Source organism: Cellvibrio sp. 25HG11W-0 (assembly GCF_057815475.1).
The window spans coordinates 414,321-432,557 of sequence record NZ_CM174230.1; the positions used below are offsets into that span (position 1 = coordinate 414,321).

Sequence of the window (18,237 nt, forward strand, 5' to 3'; positions counted from 1 at the left end):
GCAATACTTTATTTTACCCACATCCACACCGCAGCCAAAACCATGAATATATTTTCTGTAAGCGATACAGATCCGAGTGGGACTTGGCTGTTACCACCCACACAGGCGCATTTTAATTCTCGCTTATCAATATAAACCGCTTTGATCACGGACGCGGCTCCTACTAAGCCAATCACGAGCGCAATAGGAGAGACTGCCCAGGCGGAAAATCCGCCTAACATTGCAATGCCTGCATAGGCTTCAGCAAAAGGGTAAACATAGGCATAAGGTATATAACGCATACCTAACAAATCATAAGTGATGAATTGATTAGAAAAAGAATACAGATCCCTCAGCTTTTGAATAGCCAATACAGTCATGCTTATAGCGACAAAAAACTCCGCCGTTGCAACTAAATTAAATGTGTGATGGATGCGCCACGAAAGAGCAGCTGCCAGTATCAAACAGGTAGCGAATATCGCAATAACGGGTTTGTAGGTTTTTTCTTGGGTATCGATAACTTTCAAGCCAAAATACTTTCTGACATCCTGATAGCCGCCTATGCGCTTATCATCAATAAACGTTTGAGGTGTAGTGTCTACTTTCTCCTGTCGTTTAAATTCGTCTGTTTCTTCTCGTGAAGTTAACTGTTTATCAATAATTGCGTATCCGTTAGATCGCAATAAATGTTTTGTTTTTAATCCAAATGGACAAATGTGCTCAGGGGTGACCATTCGATATAGCGTTGCGATTTTAGACATTCATGCTCTCCTTCTCTTGGTGAGTTCAGGGATAATAAAGCTCAATTTTGTGACCATAACATTTCAACTTGGTGCACAAAAAATTTAGCGAGAAAAATCGCTAGAAAAATTGACTCAGTTTATTCCTCGTCAATGGGAATCATTTTTTTCATCTGATCTGGACGTTAATATTTGGTATTGCTCAGGCGTCAGAGTTGGCAATTTTTGAATAAACGCCACCATCGCCCAAATACGTTGGTCGTCATGAGTCGGACCCCAAGCAGGCATACCACTGGCCTTGATGCCGTGCTTGATAATCCAGAACTGGCGCTGCGCGCTGGCTGCTTCTGTTACATCGTGGGCATGGTCATGATCACTTGAGGCCAGTGACAAGTTGGGCGGGCTGGGATAAAGACCGATACTCATATCACTTTGCGCACGTCCCGGTTTTAAATGGCATTGGGAACACATATCGTTGTAATCCGGCCCGCCAGTCAAGAGTAAATCTGAATCGTTTAAATCAGGTACTTGGATATCGCGAGAGGCGCGTGCAATAGAGCGCTCACGCATGGTCTCCAGCAGCCAATAAGTCACTTTGTTGTGAGGTGTATCGGCACCGATTGGGTATAGCCCTGCGTTTAAATAAGCATATGCAACAACCAGTGCGGCAACGCCAAGTAGGCTGATCCATTTAATAGTTTTCATTAGTTGCTCTCCCAATTAAACAACGGATGTACAGCAAATGCCGCCATCCGTTGGCGATAGCGATGCGGGCTACCCACTTAGTGTAATGAGCAACCGCGCATGACCTATTAATGATTACCATGCCCTTCATGGCTTTCACTAGAGGTGGATTTACCCATATCCATGCCTTCGAGATTCATGCCCTTCATCTTCTCTTGATCCATGCCTTCCATGTTTTTATGTGGATCGTTGTCAGCCGATTTGGCACTGCACTTTTTCATCAATGCCTGCATTACCGGATCATCCATATCCATCTTGGAGTGATCCATTTTTTTCATCGCTGCACAATCCGGTGCCTCTACCGTTTTGGTGTGTTCTGCTGGGTCATGGGCAAAAACAGGTGCAATCATCAATAAACCGGAGAGCGCCAGAGTGCAGCCTAGTAATGTTTTTTTCATCGTGAATTCCTCATTTTTGTGGGTAAAATCTAAGTTGAAAAGCGTGGTTTAAAACCACGCACGAATGCCTGCAACCCATTGGGTATCGCTGGTAGCTTCCCCGTGATCGCGTATAAAATCGGCGGTATTGCCGAAACTTTTTGTCCAATTCACTCCGATATAAGGCGCAAATTCCCGGCGGATTTCATAGCGCAACCGCAACCCAGCCTGGCCATCGGCAAGCCCGGAGCCGGTCATCCGGTGCATATCATTCTGGCCATAAAAATTCAGGGAAATTTCGGGAGACAGCACCAGCTTTTGCGTAAACATCCACTCGTACTCAGCGGATAAACGCGCAGCAGTGTCACCCGAAGCTCCAATGAACAGCGCCGCATCGACTTCGAAAAAATAGGGAGCCAAACCCTGAATGCCGATGACGCCCCATTCGCGATCAGGTTCTGGCTTTAAGTCTTGGCGGAAACCGACTTGAAAATCCCAAAAGGGGGCGATAGCGCGGCTGTATAACGCCTGGATTTCTACCTCTTCAATGGCACCATCCACTTGCTCAGCATCGGTTTTAATCCATAACTTATTGAGGTCTTTCCCAATCCAACCTTGCCCCTCAAGCACGTAGGATTCAGCATCGTTGGCGTCGCGCCATTCCAATTGGTCGATCATCACTCTCGCTAAGAGTGGATCATCGCCTTCGTGGGCGAGCGTGGGGGCACTGTGAAGCAATGCCACCGTGAATAGACTCAGGGCGAATTTTCCAGATAATGGTTTCATTGTTATCTCCTAAATGACCCGAACTTCACGCATCATGCCGGGCATGTGGTAAAGCAAGTGGCAGTGGTAAGCCCATCGACCTTTGGCATCAGCCGTCACGAGGTAACTGATGCGCGAACCGGGCTGAACGATGATGGTGTGTTTGCGTGGAATGTATTCCGGATCGCCGGTTTCCAATTCACTCCACATACCGTGCAAATGGATGGGATGAGTCATCATGGTGTCGTTAATCAAAATGATGCGCACACGCTCGCCAAAGCTCAACTCCAGGGGTTTGGCATCGGCGAAATTGAGGCCGTTGATCGACCACATATAGCGGCGCATATTGCCGGTTAAATGCAGCTCAATTTCCCGTGAGGGTTCTCGTTTGTCATGGGTGGGGTGCAGGCCGCGAATATCGGCATAGGTCAATACCCGGCGACCGTACAATTTCATGTGATCGCGCAGACCAATACCGGGATCGGTGAGGCCACTTTGGGGCGCTTCGGAACGGCTGTCCACATGAGGGCCGAATTCGGTATCGGCATGGTTGATTTTAGCGAGCGGATCAAAATTGCTGCCGAAACCCGCTTTGGCCAGCCGCGTTTTGCCGTTGTGCTCGCTGTGATCCATTTTCATCGCAGACATGTCGTGGCTGCCATAATCCATCGTTTTCATGTCATGAGCCGAATGATTCATACCTTCCATTGCAGGCATTGAATGTTGGCTGTGATCCATGGCCTTCATCCCTCCCGACATATCGTGACCGCTATGATCCATAGCCTTCATGTCATGGCTCGAATGGTCCATGCCCTTCATCGCCGACATATCACCACCATCCTGGTTCATGCCACCCATGTCGTGACCACTGTGATCCATACCGGACATATCCATCCCCATTTCACGGTGACCTAGGGTCGGTGCAGGGTCCATCGCGGGAAGCACGGCACGTAAGGCAATATCCGTGGTCAGGGTGCCTCGGGCATAACCGGTGCGGTCATTACTTTGGGCGAAGATGGTGTAGGCGCTATCAGTGGCAGGCTCGACGATCACATCGTAGGTTTCAGCCACGCCGATGCGGAATTCATCAACCGTTACTGGTTGGATGTTTTGGCCATCGGCAGCGACCACCGTCATCTTCAAGCCGGGAATCCGCACATCGAAAATGCTCATGGCGGCGCCGTTGATAAAACGCAAGCGCACCTTTTCACCGGGTTTGCAGACCCCTAACCAGCCATGATCTGGAGTAACACCGTTCATCAAATAGGTGTAGGTATACCCGGTCACGTCCGAAATGTCGGTTTCGCTCATGCGCATTTGGTTCCACATGGCGCGCTCTTTCCATGTCGCAGACAAGCCTTTGGTTTTCAGATCGCGCACCAAATCACCCACCGTGCGCTCACGGAAATTGTAGTAGTGGCTCATTTTTTTCAGGGTGCCATAAACTTTTTCTGGGGCCGTGTCAGTCCAGTCTGACAGTAGCACTACCATGTCCCGGTCATACGCCACAGGGTCGGGATCTTTGGGGTCAATAACGATGGCCCCCATTAGCCCCGTCTGCTCCTGAAATCCAGAATGGCTGTGATACCAATAAGTGCCGCTTTGTTGGACATCAAATTCGTACACAAACGTTTCGCCCGGTTTGATGCCATCAAAACTCATGCCCGGTACGCCATCCATTTCAGAAGGCAGAATCATGCCGTGCCAATGGATTGAACTGTCGTGATCAAGCGTATTGGTCACCCGCAACGTCACCCGTTCACCTTCTTTCCAGCGTAATACCGGAGCCGGAAGGCTTTGATTGACCGTAGTCGCAATACGTTGCTTGCCGGTAAAGTTAACCTTCTGGAAGCCAATCGAAAGGTCGAACTGATTTCCCGTTAGAGTTTGAGGTCCATTAGTGGGTCGGGGTGTATCGGCAAATACTTGGCCGGATAACGGCAAGGTACTTAGCGCCACCAATGAAGATGCACCAAGCACAAATCGGCGGCGCGATTGGTCGGCCGGCAATATGTCAGTGATCACTGGAGAGCGATCAATTGCGTTACTCAATACCATGGTTGTGTGTGTCCCCGCAGGGCGGGTATCGGGAATTTTCATGTCCATTTCTCCTTAGAAGGTTTGCGTCAAGCTAGTGATACGGACGTACACTTCGCTGCTGCCATCGCTTTTCAGCAAAAGCACATCGTAGGGTGTGAAGCGCTCACCCATTTCCATACCAGGGCTTCCTACAGGCATACCGGGCACGGCCAAACCTATCGCGCCTTCAGGCTTTTCGGTGAGGAAACGGGTAATTATCGGAGCAGGAATATGCCCTTCAAAAACATACCCGTCTGGGGAGATGGCGGTATGGCAGGACTGATATTGGGGGCTGATTCGGTAGCGCTCTTTGATAGCATTCAGGTCATCGGGGTGATAAATGCTGGATTTCATCCCATGGGATTGGAGGTGGGAAATCCATTCTTCGCAACAGCCGCAGTTAGGGCTCTTGTATACCGTTAACTGCACAGATTCATCGGTAGTGACAGGTGTTGTAGAAACAGAAGAGGCATGTACCGGATTGGCTAACACTAAAAGCGTAACCGTTAAGGCACCAATAGCGCCTATAAAACGCTGGAAAACCATAAAAGCTCCAAAACAACATAAGGTTGTTCAACATCAATAAATGGGAGCTAATTAACTCCCGCGAATACATTTTGAGGATCTGTACGCCAAATTTTGGGCGTAATTGTCCTGTATTAGCGGAGTATGGGTGGGCGGTAGAGGGATGAAATGGGTGTACTGGGAAGGTGTTGGTGATACCCGTTGGCAATTACGAATGTGTCGGATTGGAACGTGAAATCGGCGCTACAACCTAATGCAGGTGCAGCACAACTATTAGAGGAGCAATGTCCCATTGTTTTACAACAGTCATGTGTGGTTTTTATGTCTACAGTCTTATTTTGGGAATCCATTTGGCTCATGTCGTGATGCATCCCCATCATCGAATGGTCCATGGATTCCATGTCATGGCTCATAGGCGCAGCGTCCATCAACTGGCATGGCATGGCCACAACCGCTAAGGATTGGCCCAAAAAGACCAATGTAAGCAGCACGACAAACCATGCAGAGCAGCGTTGTTTAATGACCATAAAAGGCAGACACATATACAGAATACTGTTGAAAGAATAGTCCAATAGATCGCACCCAGTCCAGTGTTAAAACGGGTTAGGGTCGTGCAATCACAATTTTTGCATGTTTAGTCACGGTCCCTAAAGAGCTCATTGCGCTGAGACCATGCCTACGGGGTACGCATTTATTTCCACAGTGATATGCACTAATTCTTCATGTACACGTAATTGTAGTTTGAAGTAATCGGGTTGGACAAAACTCGATGTTGTAAGAGACAGAATGCACGCATATTTACCTTGAGCAACACGCCACACATGTAAGTCCATAATGTCAGCTTTAACAGGGCTTGCTTCAATAACTTCCCGAATTTCAGCCACAACCGGTGCGTCCATTTCCGCATCTAACAACACACGTCCAGTATCGCGCAATAAACCATAAGCCCACACTGAAACCAACACGGCACCTACAATACCCATGAGCGGATCAAGCCAATCTGCGCTCCAAAGCTTGCCCCCTATGAGCGCCACGATAGCCAGCACTGAGGTCGCTGCATCCGCTAAAACATGCAAATAGGCCGAGCGCAAATTCAAATCATGATGGTGCTGGTGGTTATCGTGCGCATGATGATCATGGTCGTGATGATGGGCATGACTATCTTTTAGCAGCCACGCGCAAATAAGGTTAACCAGTAAGCCGATACCGGCAATTGCAATAGCCTGATCGTAGTGAATGGGCGTTGGCGACATGAGACGCTCCATCGACTGATATAGCATTAATCCCGCCACTCCTACGAGAAATATCGCACTGGTATAACCCCCTAGCACCTCAATTTTCCAGGTACCAAAAGAAAACCGTGCATCCCCAGCAAAGCGTCTAGCGGCAGCATAAGCGAGCACGGATAGCCCCAGTGCAAGTGCATGAGAGCTCATGTGCCACCCATCGGCTAGCAACGCCATCGAGTTGTATACCCACCCGCCGCTTATCTCTGCGACCATCATGACAACGGTCAATGCCACTGCCCAGCGGGTGTTCCGCTCCGCCAATGGATTGCCCTCATTGAAGACGTGTGAATGCCGGAGGGTTTCTATATCGCTAACGTGAGATTGCATTTAGAGGTATCCTTTGGTCAAATCGGTATTAATATACTCCCCCCTAGTATATCAACATTGCGAGAATGGTGTCCCATGGCTCATACAACTAAATCCAAAAAACAACTGCTGACCCGTGTGCGACGCATTAAGGGCCAAACTGAAGCGCTGGAAAAGGCACTTGACGAAGGAATCGAATGCGCTGCCATCCTTCAGCAGATATCAGCCATTCGTGGCGCGGTGAATGGGTTAATGACTGAAGTATTAGAGGGGCACATTCGTAAGCATCTTGGTACAGATGACGCCTCCCCAGAACAACGACAGGAGGATTTGGATCAGGTGATAGAGGTGGTGCGCCGTTACTTGAAGTGAGAGATGTGAGCGGATGCATCCAATTTACCTCTATTGGATTTACTCCATGATTAGGCTATCTGTACTAATTTTTAATCTTTTATGGAGATTTAAATGCCTAACATTAGATAAGTCTGCATTATCTGGTGCTAGATGTGCCTACTTATTGTACCGTTTATTGTGCGCCGTATGGTATGTACTACAATACGAAATAATCAGGACGAACAGGCAATGGCACACAGCGGCATCAACAAACATCAGGTCAAAAAAGCACGGGAAGCGCTTGTTGCCAACGGTGTGAACCTCTCGATTGATGATGTTCGGGTTGAACTCGGCAATACCGGCTCCAAAGCGACTATCCATCTATACCTAAAAGAATTGGGGGACGAAAACTCACTTAATCCGGGTACTAAGCACGCGATCAGCGAGACGTTGGCGTGACTGGTTGAACAGCTTGCTGCCCAGTTACACTAGGAAGCTCAAGATTTAATTGCCGAGCGGGAAGTCAGTGTGCAAACGACAACCAACGCGCTGAGAGCTCAATTAGAAGTTCATCAGCAGGCCTTGGCAAGCGCTGGTGACGCAAACAAACAGTTAAAAATACAGCTCAACGCCTATGAACAGCTTCATAAAGACCTTACTGCCGATACTGAAGCACAAAAGGTTGTCCTAGGGCGACTGGAACAACAACTGACCGATCAAGGCACCTTGATCGCAGACAAGGAAATCCACATCCGCTCCCTAGAGGAAAAACACCAGAACGCCCGTGAAGCCCTGGAGCACTATCGCCAGTCCATCAAAGACCAGCGCGATCAGGATCTGCGGCGGCATGAACACCAAGTACAACAATTACAGGCGGAACTCCGCCAGGTCCACCAGACCTTGTCGATCAAGCAAACCGATTTAACGCACCTCAACACCGCCGACGCAGAGCTGATTGCCGAGGTACGCCAACTTCGCAAAGCGCTTAATAATTCCGAACAACAACATCAGGCTGCGAAGGCCAAATTATCAACCTTCAGCGAGAGGGCAAACTATCAAATCGTCCAGCTCACGGCTGCGCGATCAACTGATTGGTGATAAAGATAATCTTGGCGAACCACTGGGGCTGATGGAAAAAGCCTTTAAAAGCATTGAAATTGAATTGGTGACAGTTAAAACTGAGCTGGCCGTGAAAACCCAATTCCTGGGATCACTTGGGCACACGTTCCAACCCATCGCGCAAAGATAACCGTTACGAGGGGTTCAACTGCACTTCTTTGAGCTTTGGAAGCCAACAACTAATAAAAAAGGCACCGAAAGGTGCCTTTTTTCTCGCGTATCCAGAATCACTTCGGCTTTTGCCTCGAACCGCCTTGCGCGGCTACGGGTTTCCCCGCTGGGGAGCGCTCAATCTCATCCGGTCAGTCGCTCCGCATCTTAATTATGATATAGCTATTGGTTGGGCGCAATTATAATCTGATGTTTGTGCCCTCCTGACGCGTGTTTCGGCAACCGCTTGCAGCTCACTCTCAATGGCCTTTCACCACCGTCTCCGCAGCGTTATATATCCACTAGCAAAAACAAAAATAAGCCTATATGATTCATTTTGAATCTTTGACTCACATAGGTGCAGCATGATCGCAAAACATTCTTTAAGCTCCTTACTTTCGCGCTTAATCTCTCTAGCGCCAAGCGCTCCGCCAGCGGGTGAGGGGCAGCTTGGCGACGACCGTAAGGTCGCCACAACTATTAGGTTTGAAGCGAGAACACGAGAGTTTATCGAGATGCAGTCTCAACATTTAGGGATCTCGGCCCAGGAATTCGTGGCAATGACCTTCAAGGCCCTAATGTTAGCCAACGCGGAACCTCAAGCAATTGAAATAGATCTGATGGCCGATCGATTCATAGAAGTATTCTCGAAGCACCGTATCCCAATAGCGGACATCACTCGGATGCTCCCTGAAAGATCCCTGGACAGATCTGACCTTCTGTCTAAGAAAGATTTGATTAACAAGTTAGACGAAATAATCATTCAACATGTGGCAACAATGTTTTCAATCAACCCACAGTGGGTCAAAGGACATAATGGCAATCCTGTTGAAACAGGGGGCTTTTGCTTGTACAAAAACCTCGACGGATTTGCCCGACGATTGGCAATTTTGAGCCGCACCTGTCGTCGCGTATCAGTCAGTTTTATTGCAAAAGAAGGTCTAACGTACGAACAGTTGTGCTCTGCCTATAAGTCCGGCGACAAAATCCCAGCCGTGGATGTCGGCGTGGTTATTGAGAAAGAAAACGAAGTCAACGGAATTTCTTTTCGCAGTTATGAGATTGCAGATGCTGAACGTTGGAACTATTGGAGATGCCGTTACTATTTGAAAGCGTTAATGATGTTTTGTGAAAGAAGCGGATTAGCTTACCGGGGAATCCTCTTATCTCAGCACGAAATGAATTCCCTTTTTAATGGACAGATTCTTCCTACAGAAGTTTTGGATACGCATCGAAGAACGTGGTATCCCGATCAGTTGTTGTGGCTCAATAATGAGAATCTTGAAGCGAATGAATTGGAAAATGTTAAAGCGTTTTACGCGGATGAAAAAGTTTCACTCTATGAGACAGCGTTGAAAACTCCCCATCTTGTTCAAAACTGGGACACGTTTGAAATCACTGGGGAAACCTTATCGATCAGGGACTACTAGTGTCTCAGTCGCGAACAGGAGGCGCATACCAACTGCGGTAGGCGTGAAGGATATGAGTCAATCAATAAGATATGAGTCTGAAACTTGCACGCTGAAACTTCAACATCAACAATTACCCGTGAGTTTTAAATGATGATCTGGGAAAACGAACTAACTCAATTTTATGAAAAACTAAAGTCGAAGCCGGTGTTTAGTTCCAAAGACGAGATCAATAGCTTTCTCGATGATGTAGTTGTACCCGCATTTGAAGAAATCGCGGCAGAAATGAAAAAACACACTAAAAGTGTGAAAATTAAAAAATACGTGAGCAAAGCGACTATTTCGTTCGAAGATCAAATTGCGAAGAGGTCGGTTTTCGCTGTGAGCGTCGATTTTAAATACCAGAGTATTTCGTTTCCATACATACTCAATGGCACTTCGACTTACACGTCAGGCACAACCATAAAGAATCGTGCTGAATTAGATAGAGACTTTATCGTTTCCGCATTCATGAAATTCTTCCTGTCACGAGCTGAAAACATCAGAGAAACCGAAAGGGTCAAGAGTAGCGCAATCAATGAATTTTCTGAATGACTTTAATTCCGTAAGTTAGATAACTGTATTCAAGTAGCGGCATATTACGGAAACTCGGTTCGACTGTAGAAGAGAGCCGTGTAAATGGTTAACTGAAAATCGAATTGTTGTTTTATATCATGTAATCACAATATCCCACTCTCGCAAAGCTCCATCCATATGAGAATACACGCTAGTACCCATTCCGCTTTCGTGTTGACCGGTGATAATTAAAAGCAGTCCATTTGTAGCGAGCGTGGATTTCCGCATCAAACGCTGCATTGCATCATTGTCATCCCCGGAGGCTCTAGGCTTTTTTTCTGCATGGGAGTGCCATTCTCCCAGATAGAGGTGACCCAATTTTTGCTGACGTTTAATTTCAGTTTGCGCACTTTGTGGATGTGAGCGGTAGTGTCGTGGGCCGCGGTCATCTCTCGGGTAAGGCCCGGAAATATTGCTTATCAGAATTGATTGAGGAGAAATGCTACCAAATAGTTGACCACCTGCTTCTAAATTCCAAAAATGTCTTTGGCGGTGCCTTGCTAAATATCGCATTACATCTCCTTCAATTATAATTTCTTGCTCGAAAGATTCGTGTACCGCTCTTAACTCATTCATAAGTGGATAAGACTCCTTGAAATCACTCAAAGGCAAAATCTTTTATGCACAGCTCGTTATCAAAGGTATCTCTCGGTACCAGTTTTAGCCGTTCTGCTTCTTGACGACTGCCAAACCAGGTCCGCCGGATTGAGTTAGAAATTTTTCCGGTTAACGCATCAATGACGACTCGCGCGGAGATGTTAATGGTCGGTTGTAGCTCAATTACACCATGTGGTTGGAAGGTGTCCCCACATCCAGCCATCGCAACCATATGGCCCGCTTCAAGGGGGACATCACATAATCGAAATTTAACTTCTGTGTTTTCGTCAAAGATGTCACTGATTGTATCGTTGTCAAATAGTGCAACAGAATGCCCGGCTACAGCGAACGCTTCTGTCCAGGCACAGACATGAATAGAATGAAGGCTGTTCGTTCTTCGCCACTCATCAAGGAATAAATCGCCGGCAATTGTTATGCCCGCACTGACGATTACATCTGCATGGCGAATTATATCTAATTCGTCGTGGCTCATATCTTCAATAAACTTGCAATGAGCGGTAACTTCCTTCATGTGCGGAAAATCAGTGAGAAGTAAGGTACGAAGCGACGAAACTTTATTTGTACCTGTATCGCCAACTCCGAGTAAATGTCTCGATGCATTATGCGAAGACATTTTATCCCTATCGATCAAGTGGAGAGTGCCAACTCCTGCCTGAGCCAAAAGCCGTGCGATAGATGCTCCGAGTGACCCACACCCACACACTACAACCCGTTTGCTATATAAATTTTTATAATTTGGATCGTGGTCTCTTCCATGTACCCAAGCACCATCAACCCTGGATACATCCATTTTATGAATTCTAAATCCAAAGAACGCGCTTCGTACTACTGACGCGGGCAACACAGACCCGCTCCTGAAACCTTTTCGAACGTCTGCTAACTTCTTGCTCTTTATAAATGCGGAGAAAAAGATCACACCATTTTCAGAATTCGCAGCGATCAGAACAAGACAGTCTCTACCAGCTACCAGAATTTGGTCTTGCACTCCCACAGGAATAAGGGTCAACAGTTGATTTGCAAAATCTGGAAATTCATGTGGACACCAAGGCCGATTCAGCCATACCAAATAACCTTGATAAATCGTGGCTGACTGTTTCGTGCTCTTAAGGTGCATTAGGTATTTAGCTAGTTCCTGAGGAGTATCGGCTACAAAAAATTCACGACGATTGCCTGCGTAGGCAATTACCCGGCTTTCAGGTTTCAGTGAGAGTAAGCTGTAAACATTCTCCAAATTAGTATGAGATTGAGCCCAGTAGGCAGCCGCCTCCCGCATAAAATCCTTGCGTCTGGTAACTGGATCCATATTTAGCAGTGTTTGAGCCCACGCTAAATGCTGGATGATTCGATGCTCCGGTTCATGGTTCATTGAGCTTCGAGGAAGACAAAGCGTGCCGTTATTATCGATATGTGGCCAAGATTTGCTTTTGCCATGCACATACCCGGGAATCCATAACTTTGGCTGGGTCCGAGGGAACTGTTTGTCGATACCCACGTACACAAAGTTAACGTTTGGATAAACAATGTCACCGTCAGCAAAATCAATTTTCCAAACCGCGATGCATGAAGCCGCCATATTTCTGGCGGGGGCATTAGTCGTTAAAGATATCTGCGACCAACGCCCCTGCAATTGACGGCTTAATTCGTGCTGTATGCGTTCTATCAACAAATCATGATTGTTCATTAACCGAAACGACCACCATCATCATTTCTCTCAGTGACTTTTGTGGAGGTTACGACAAATGCAGACTTTTGCGCAGTAGATTCCTTAGGTGCTCGAACCGCGAAAAATGTGGTATTAAAAATAGTATCCCAAGTTTCAAGTGCGTTCTTGTGGGTACAGTCTGATTCATCCAACGTTACCAACTCATCTACCGCCCAAGTCAAATTATTATTAAAAAACGTAACAGCTTCGTCATTTTTACCGGAAAGATTTACATTTTCCAAAACAGGGTGTTTGACCTCCGTCGAAGTATCTAATGCTTTTTTAATTGCTATCCAGGTGTTTCGTATCGAAAGATCGTCCCTACTTTCATTCGCTTTAAAATGGTCTACGACCAATTTGGTAATTGTGATTCCCGATGCAGTCTTTTCTTTCCAATCACTTTCACTGCGCGCAAATTTTTTCGTATATCGTACAACTCGTCGTAGTTGACTGCCGTCATTAATTTCGCCCGAGTTCAATTCCGAAACCTGAGCATTAAACCAACTAGTTACTGCTCGTGCGTCCGAGCGAGTCCAATCATCACCGCTAGCCAATTCGTAATATTCTTTATCTTGGCCTTTTTCATCCTTTTCAGTCTTAATTCTGTAAATAGGATAGTCGATGTGATATCCCTTCGCGTAAGTTTGCCTTACACAGTTTCGATGAACTTTCGCTGGACTTGTTAACCGATCATCATCGGAAAGTGCTTCACATACTCGTTCGCGAGCCTCTTGAGGAGATAAACTAAAACCGAAAAAGCCAGCTAAATTTTCCGGTTTGAAATAAACGCCGTCATCAATGTCATACTCGTACGCGTCATCCTGAACCATCGTCTTCATGCTGTAAGATCCTTGCGAATCTATTCTTTCAGGATGAGGCTTTTCAAGGCGGGTTAAACCGTTTTTCAACCGAGTCCGTCCAGCGTCTCGGTGTGTTCGCATATCATCCTGATTCGATTTACTTAATATGATTTTTTCGTTGTGATAAGCACGCAGGTCTTTATTGCAATCAATATCAGTCATTACGTCGGTTCTCCAGTTTAATTAAGCGTTGACAACAATGCATCCCTGAATGACCGCATATGATTCGTGGGATTATTTGTATTCATTTGCGACCAAGCCCAATCCACATCGGATATAGCTTGTCGCTCCAAAGCATTCAGTGCTTGGGGTCGGGCGTCATCGAGATTCTTTAAATAATTTCTCAATTCATTTGAAGGGCATTGCGCGGGAAGTCGATAGGCGAAACTTGTGTCGTTTCGTAATGATGCGATTTTATTAGATATGTAGTCGTATCCTACTGCTTGAGCGTTGAGACTGGCTTCAATTGCTTTAATTCCCAGTTTCCATTTCAGAGAGTTGCGATGCAGATTTTTATCTGAAATTTCTTCTCCCCCTTGCGAAGGTAAAGAACCCAACATGAATAGGTGGACTGGGCGGGAGGTTTCTTTTCGATCAGCCAGAATTTCTGTGGCCTCGATCATTCCAAGGGTACTAGGGTTGTTAGCCCAGAGGCCCCCGTCCACATAAACAGCGGTTGTGGTTGAGTTGATTCCGTTGGGCTCCACTAACTTAGCCATTGATCGTAGAATAGGAGCGGCTGATGTCGCGAGGCATACATCAACTAAGGTTCGGGGATTATCACGACCATTTAGGCGCGAGAGATGTTGTGTTTTAAAGACTACAGCAGCGTGTCGATTAATATCTAGCGTCGGGACTGCCAAAGCGATCCCGCGCTCTTTATAAACGCTGCCAAGAGATTGATTGTTAAATGCTCGCTCCAGCGCACGCTTTAATGCCTGGTTACCCGCATAAAGACCGAAGCCTAGGCCTCGAATCAGGAGGTCTCCGAGGATGGGAATATGCCGGATTGTTTGATACGGGAAGATGTTTTTCCCCTCGTTATGATAGAGCTCTCGTACTTCGTTCAGCGGCGTCCCAGCGGCAAGGGCGCACGCGACTATCCCCCCAGTACTGGTGCCAACAATTAAATCAAACGCTTTGCCAACATCCGGCAACCTCTCGCTGCCGACTGTCTGAGCTATTCTTGTCGCAAAGGTCTGCAAATAGGCTGATTGGTACACCCCACGCATCCCACCACCATCTAAACATAAGACTCGAAAAGGTTTCTGCTCTGTCATCATCTGATCCTTCATAAAGCTAGAGGGTAACTAGCTCGGCTAGCTTGGCTGCGACATTTCTCATCGAATCTTCCTCGGTACTCAGACCGCTTCGCGAGGCCAACAGGGGACTGACATTACGGAGAGCTTCATAGGTCGTGTTGTGCACAATAGGAACGAGCTGCTCTCTCGCAAGAAGTGCCGAAAGCTCTTTATCTGCGATTCCCTCTGAGGGCAGACGGCGCAACAGCGCAGGGGTCACCAGTACTAACCCTATTCGTGAGTTCGCCAATCCTTTATCGATAGCGCGCATCAGCCCAACCCCGAGTCCAACATCCTTCTCGCTGAACCAAACCGAGACTCCATACGACACAAGCAAATCATGAAGTTCTTTTGCCACCCCTTGCCGATCATCCCATGCATGACAAAGAAATACATCACGAAGGTCAGGCTCGGTCGCTCGCCTCTCGACGGTATCGCGAATGGGATTGAGCGCTCGCACCTCCGCAACTGTGTAGGACAAGGAAGAGCCTGCATTTGACCAGCGTGGTCTTCCGCCACCGCTAGACCCGCTATTTCGCCCGCCCCCACCATTGCTTGGTGAGGCGTAGGCAGTGGGCGAATAGCGAGGCGATTCGTACATACTGTAGCCGCTGGAGCGACCAGAGCGGCCACGACATGCTGGGCATGCCGCCGCAGCGCTTGCTGAACGATGCCCTTCTACTGGTGCTGTACATCTAGCCACGCTGCAACCCTTTCAGTTGTTAAAGTGCAATAGGTGGGGCAGAGACCATTTATCATTGTTCAACCTCACATTCCGTTATCTCAAAACACGATCTATTAGCTAATCACCTTTCTTATGCTTGTGTGGCTTAAGCGACGGTGTATTTGCGGGTGTATCCTTATTATCCCGTTGACGCTTATCTGGCTGCCCAGTGGATTTGGCTGTTCTTTTTGGACCTGGCTTAATACTCATAACTTTTCTCCGGCATAGATATAAATTACTTAGGTGATGCGCAGTCGACATCAAATGCCGCCAGACATATCCCAACTATTTAACTACTTTTATGTGAAAACCCCTCCCGATAAGCAAATAAAATTCGTAAAAAGGTGGTAAAATTTACTTTTGGGAGATATTTTCACGCAACAAGGTCATAATAATGATAAGCGCGTCTCAAATCAAGCTTTGCGTGACAAAATCTCGCAAACAATTGATTCTTTTGTTTTTTGGTGGTCTATCATTGACAAAAACTCGATTTTTTCACCCAGTCTGGATGTGCACCGATGTTATTGAAGTTTGAATTTAGTAATTTTTGCTCGTTTCGCGACAGGGCAGAACTCTCTCTTGCGCCCACGCGCGAAAAGATGCATAGAAACGAGCATGTCTATTCCGCTGACGAGGACGGAGGGACCGAAGTGTTACGGGCGGCAGTTATTTATGGGGAAAATGCTTCCGGTAAAAGCAATTTCATTCGGGCTTTAGAATTCGCGAAACGATTCGTGACTAGAGGCGTGAGACCAAATAAGTTAATAGGAAGCACCATATTCAAACTTGATGAATCCTATCAAACGAAACCCTCGATTTTTCATTTTGAGATTTTGGCTGACGATACGACGTACCAATATGAATTCAGCCTGTCTCATGACCAGGTTCTTCATGAAAAGCTGAGCATCCTGAACAAGAATTCAACCAAACTTATGTTTGAGCGCTCCTCTAATGAGGGAGGGTCATACAGGTTTGGGCCATTTCTTCAAACTCTTAGTAAAGAGGAGCAAATGTTTTACAAGTTTAATATTGAAGGAACCAGAAAAAATCAATTGTTTTTAACTGAATCGGTAGAAAGAAACTTCACAAAATTTGCACCTGTATATAATTGGTTTGACAAAAGTTTGAAAATTTTTACTCCGCAAAGTATTAGCCATGGGGTCGAGTTTCAGTTGCAAGATGACAAGGAATTTACAACGTTTCTGAAAACCCTGCTTAGGCATTTTGATCCTAGTGTCGTCGATTTGAAAACAGATTTTTTGGATCCTGAGAGCATACAGGGAATTCCTCCTATAATTCTTGCTGAAATAGAAGAAAACTTGGAAGAGAAACAAGGCGTATTTATTAGTAATCCCCTGACTGGAAACAGAATGGTTTTTTTCAGAGATAATAAAGGCCAAGCAAAATTAATTAAGATATTCACCCAGCATAAATGCTCTGGAAGTGATGGCTTGGTTACCTTTGACTTAGAGGAGGAATCTGATGGAACGAGGAGAATTATTGAGCTAGCACCTCTATTCTACGAATTAATGGCAACTGACAGTAGTACCGTTGCCTGTATAGATGAGCTGGATAGAAGTCTTCATCCTGGGATAACAAAAAGACTGTTGCATACCTTTCTCAAAAATAAAAATAAAACACAATCTCAGTTAATTGTTTCTACGCATGATACAAATTTACTTGATACAAAATTGTTGCGTCGTGATGTAATTTGGTTTATTCATAAAATCGATGGGGCATCACAATTATCGTCATTGCATAAGAAATTCAACCCTAGACACGATAAAGACATCAGGCGTGAATATCTAGAAGGTAAATATGGTTCTGGTCATTCATACGAATATGAATTATAAAATTCTATTGTTCTGATCAACCAATTTTAACAATGCACTACAACATCTACTAAAGATTGGCGGAGCTCGACCTTCATTCGAATAGGTTGTACGTACTGATAGAGCTTAATAGAGTTAGGTATTTAGAGTTCAGTGAAGGGCCGGTTTGAGCACAAAGCGCCAGAAAAATAAATTGAATTGGTCTATGAGATTGTGCGGCCGCAAAAGAGCGGCAGTGGTTGAACTCCTATAAATGACGAGTAATAATCATGTGGATTGATTGCAATAAAAGCATGCCCGAGGATATGGAAGTCGTCATTGCCTTGTATCTGGGTTACTGGCCAGGTCGGGGGAATAGCGGTGTTGCTGACATTTACGCTGCAGATGGCAAGTGGTTCAATATTCCGGAAGGGGTCAACATCATTGGATGGATGCCGGTACCCGATACCAATCATTTACCGATCGCAGAGTGCTACACCGATCCATCGAGTGGAGCGGTAAAATTGCTTGGGTGGACAGAAACCGGTGATCCGGATATTTTAAAATGTATTTTTAAAGGTCATTATTCAGAGGTAAACCAGACGGGTCGGAACCGCAACAGCGCTGACAAGGACTAATTGCTACGTAGTCAACCATTGACATTTAACCGTCAACTTTTTTAGGACGGGAAGACCACTCTTAGCCTAACACTAAAACATATCATTCATAGAGACCCAACAATGTTGCAATTTGATCCGCGCATCCGGGGACGTTCATAAAGCGTACCTATC

The 18,237-nt window shown here is 46.3% G+C and carries 19 protein-coding genes; 7 read left to right on the forward strand and 12 right to left on the reverse strand.

Annotated features, from left to right (window positions below; translation table 11 throughout):
• Window positions 1-8: 8 nt before the first annotated feature.
• The 7 genes from AC0KUT_RS01820 to dmeF all read right to left on the reverse strand — a co-directional run bounded on the left by AC0KUT_RS01820 (window position 9) and on the right by dmeF (window position 6,825).
• Complete coding sequence (locus tag AC0KUT_RS01820) at window positions 9-740, reverse strand: MauE/DoxX family redox-associated membrane protein (RefSeq protein ID WP_488833065.1); 732 nt, start codon at window positions 738-740, stop codon at window positions 9-11.
• 129 nt (window positions 741-869) lie between these two features.
• Entirely contained in the window at window positions 870-1,424 is a 555-nt protein-coding gene (locus AC0KUT_RS01825; RefSeq protein WP_488833067.1) for a c-type cytochrome, read from the reverse strand.
• A 107-nt stretch (window positions 1,425-1,531) separates the two neighbouring features.
• Window positions 1,532-1,861, reverse strand: coding sequence for a hypothetical protein (locus tag AC0KUT_RS01830; protein ID WP_488833069.1), 330 nt, complete (start codon window positions 1,859-1,861; stop codon window positions 1,532-1,534).
• A 48-nt stretch (window positions 1,862-1,909) separates the two neighbouring features.
• Window positions 1,910-2,626 carry a copper resistance protein B gene (locus AC0KUT_RS01835; RefSeq protein WP_488833071.1) on the reverse strand — a complete coding sequence of 239 codons (717 nt, stop codon included), beginning with the start codon at window positions 2,624-2,626 and terminating at the stop codon, window positions 1,910-1,912.
• 9 nt (window positions 2,627-2,635) lie between these two features.
• Window positions 2,636-4,711, reverse strand: coding sequence for a copper resistance system multicopper oxidase (locus tag AC0KUT_RS01840; protein WP_488833073.1), 2,076 nt, complete (start codon window positions 4,709-4,711; stop codon window positions 2,636-2,638).
• Between the two features lie 6 nt (window positions 4,712-4,717).
• Window positions 4,718-5,230 carry a DUF411 domain-containing protein gene (locus AC0KUT_RS01845; RefSeq protein ID WP_488833074.1) on the reverse strand — a complete coding sequence of 171 codons (513 nt, stop codon included), beginning with the start codon at window positions 5,228-5,230 and terminating at the stop codon, window positions 4,718-4,720.
• 635 nt (window positions 5,231-5,865) lie between these two features.
• Window positions 5,866-6,825 carry a CDF family Co(II)/Ni(II) efflux transporter DmeF gene (gene dmeF, locus AC0KUT_RS01850; protein WP_488833076.1) on the reverse strand — a complete coding sequence of 320 codons (960 nt, stop codon included), beginning with the start codon at window positions 6,823-6,825 and terminating at the stop codon, window positions 5,866-5,868.
• Window positions 6,826-6,900: 75 nt separating this feature from the next.
• Between dmeF and AC0KUT_RS01855 the strand changes: the two genes are divergently transcribed.
• The 5 genes from AC0KUT_RS01855 to AC0KUT_RS01875 all read left to right on the forward strand — a co-directional run bounded on the left by AC0KUT_RS01855 (window position 6,901) and on the right by AC0KUT_RS01875 (window position 10,409).
• Complete coding sequence (locus AC0KUT_RS01855; RefSeq protein ID WP_488833078.1) at window positions 6,901-7,176, forward strand: metal/formaldehyde-sensitive transcriptional repressor; 276 nt, start codon at window positions 6,901-6,903, stop codon at window positions 7,174-7,176.
• 168 nt (window positions 7,177-7,344) lie between these two features.
• Complete coding sequence (locus AC0KUT_RS01860) at window positions 7,345-7,596, forward strand: DNA-binding protein (RefSeq protein ID WP_488833079.1); 252 nt, start codon at window positions 7,345-7,347, stop codon at window positions 7,594-7,596.
• Between the two features lie 69 nt (window positions 7,597-7,665).
• Window positions 7,666-8,235, forward strand: a complete 570-nt coding sequence (locus AC0KUT_RS01865) for a hypothetical protein (RefSeq protein WP_488833082.1) — start codon at window positions 7,666-7,668, stop codon at window positions 8,233-8,235.
• Between the two features lie 536 nt (window positions 8,236-8,771).
• Window positions 8,772-9,836, forward strand: coding sequence for a hypothetical protein (locus tag AC0KUT_RS01870; protein ID WP_488833083.1), 1,065 nt, complete (start codon window positions 8,772-8,774; stop codon window positions 9,834-9,836).
• 129 nt (window positions 9,837-9,965) lie between these two features.
• Complete coding sequence (locus AC0KUT_RS01875) at window positions 9,966-10,409, forward strand: hypothetical protein (protein ID WP_488833085.1); 444 nt, start codon at window positions 9,966-9,968, stop codon at window positions 10,407-10,409.
• Window positions 10,410-10,526: 117 nt separating this feature from the next.
• Here AC0KUT_RS01875 and AC0KUT_RS01880 read toward each other — a convergent pair whose 3' ends face one another.
• From AC0KUT_RS01880 to AC0KUT_RS01900, 5 genes are read right to left on the reverse strand one after another with little or no spacing between them, the layout of a single operon-like run.
• Window positions 10,527-11,006, reverse strand: a complete 480-nt coding sequence (locus AC0KUT_RS01880; RefSeq protein ID WP_488833087.1) for a Mov34/MPN/PAD-1 family protein — start codon at window positions 11,004-11,006, stop codon at window positions 10,527-10,529.
• Between the two features lie 22 nt (window positions 11,007-11,028).
• Entirely contained in the window at window positions 11,029-12,729 is a 1,701-nt protein-coding gene (locus AC0KUT_RS01885) for a ThiF family adenylyltransferase (protein WP_488833088.1), read from the reverse strand.
• Entirely contained in the window at window positions 12,729-13,772 is a 1,044-nt protein-coding gene (locus tag AC0KUT_RS01890; RefSeq protein ID WP_488833089.1) for a cyclic GMP-AMP synthase DncV-like nucleotidyltransferase, read from the reverse strand. Before AC0KUT_RS01890 ends, AC0KUT_RS01885 begins: the two co-directional genes overlap by 1 nt.
• 17 nt (window positions 13,773-13,789) lie before the next feature.
• On the reverse strand, window positions 13,790-14,893 hold the full coding sequence (locus AC0KUT_RS01895) for a patatin-like phospholipase family protein (RefSeq protein WP_488833090.1): 1,104 nt from the start codon (window positions 14,891-14,893) through the stop codon (window positions 13,790-13,792).
• Between the two features lie 16 nt (window positions 14,894-14,909).
• The gene (locus AC0KUT_RS01900; protein WP_488833092.1) at window positions 14,910-15,392 is read right to left on the reverse strand and encodes a toll/interleukin-1 receptor domain-containing protein; all 483 of its coding nucleotides are present in this window, start codon (window positions 15,390-15,392) and stop codon (window positions 14,910-14,912) included.
• Between the two features lie 761 nt (window positions 15,393-16,153).
• Here AC0KUT_RS01900 and AC0KUT_RS01905 point away from each other — a divergent pair.
• Both AC0KUT_RS01905 and AC0KUT_RS01910 read left to right on the forward strand, forming a co-directional pair.
• Window positions 16,154-17,488, forward strand: coding sequence for an AAA family ATPase (locus tag AC0KUT_RS01905; protein WP_488833094.1), 1,335 nt, complete (start codon window positions 16,154-16,156; stop codon window positions 17,486-17,488).
• 248 nt (window positions 17,489-17,736) lie between these two features.
• Window positions 17,737-18,084: a DUF551 domain-containing protein gene (locus AC0KUT_RS01910; RefSeq protein ID WP_488833096.1), complete on the forward strand. Its 348-nt coding sequence runs from the start codon at window positions 17,737-17,739 to the stop codon at window positions 18,082-18,084.
• Window positions 18,085-18,237 lie beyond the last annotated feature (153 nt).